This window comes from Actinoplanes cyaneus, assembly GCF_016862095.1.
GTDB classification, from domain to species: Bacteria; Actinomycetota; Actinomycetes; order Mycobacteriales; family Micromonosporaceae; genus Actinoplanes; species Actinoplanes cyaneus.
Genome location: NZ_BOMH01000162.1, coordinates 1 through 1,180, shown reverse-complemented (window position 1 = coordinate 1,180; position 1,180 = coordinate 1). Strand labels below are relative to the sequence as shown.

General features: G+C 66.5%; 2 protein-coding genes. Both read left to right on the top strand.

The annotated features are described in order from the left end of the window. A partial coding sequence (locus tag Acy02nite_RS46155) for a transposase (RefSeq protein WP_203756807.1) occupies positions 1-234 on the top strand: 234 nt, incomplete at its 5' end. After that, the gene (locus Acy02nite_RS46150; protein WP_203756781.1) at positions 231-1,151 is read left to right on the top strand and encodes an IS3 family transposase; all 921 of its coding nucleotides are present in this window, start codon (positions 231-233) and stop codon (positions 1,149-1,151) included. The genes Acy02nite_RS46155 and Acy02nite_RS46150, both read left to right, overlap by 4 nt. Positions 1,152-1,180: the final 29 nt, after the last annotated feature.

Sequence of the window (1,180 nt, the reverse complement as noted above, 5' to 3'; positions counted from 1 at the left end):
GCGGTCGGGGCGATCCGGCGGATCGCCGACCAGCTCGGCATCCACCCCGAGGCGCTGCGGACCTGGGTGAAGAAGGCCGAGATCGATGCCGGTGACCGGCCGGGCACGACCAGCAGCGACGCGGAACGCCTCGCCGCTCTGGAACGGGAGAATCGTGAGCTGCGCCGAGCGAACCAGATCCTGAAGTCCGCGGCGTCTTTCTTCGCGGCGGAGCTGGACCGTCCGTCGCGGTGAAGGTCGCCTTCGTCGACTTTCACCAGGAAGAACACGGTGTCCAGCCGGTCCTGCAGGCCCTTGAAGGCACGCCGGCACAGATCGCACCGTCGACCTACTACGCCTACAAGACCCGCCCCGCCTCGGCCCGCACGGTGCGCGACAGCGACCTGACCGAGACGATCAAGCGGATCCACCAGGAGAACTACGGCGTTTACGGTGCCCGCAAAATCTGGCATGAGCTGCACCGACGCGGCGTTCCGGTGGCCCGGTGCACGGTCGAGCGGCTGATGCGAGCAGCCGGGCTGCGCGGGCTGCTGCGCGACAAGTCGCCGCGCACAACCCGGCCGGCGGCTGAGACCGACCGGCCTCGCGACCTGGTCAAACGTGACTTCACCGCGGAACACCCGAACCAGCTGTGGGTCGCTGACCTGACCTACGTACGTACCAGCGTCGGCTGGGTCTACGCCGCGTTCGTCCTCGACGTGTACTCGCGGCTGATCGTCGGCTGGCAGGTCGCCACGTCGCTCTACACCGATCTGGCCCTCGACGCGCTGAAGATGGCGATCTGGCGCCGAGAAAATCAAGACGCTGACCTGCGTAAACTGGTCCACCACTCCGACCGTGGAGTCCAATACCGAGCGATCCGCTACAGCCAGCGCCTCGCCGAGGCCGGCGCGGTCGCCTCCGTGGGCTCGAAGGGCGACTCGTACGACAACGCGATGGCCGAGGCGTTCAACTCCCTGTTCAAAGCCGAACTCGTCCGCAACCGAGGACCATGGCGCGGCCTCGACGACCTGGAGATGGCTACCGTCGAGTACATCGACTGGTACAACAACCGACGCCTACACGGCGAACTCGGACACGTCCCACCGGCCGAACACGAGGCACTACACGCGACGACCCACCCGATCACCGCACCTCTGGAAACCAGCTAACCAACTCTCCATCAAACCCGGGGCTTGAC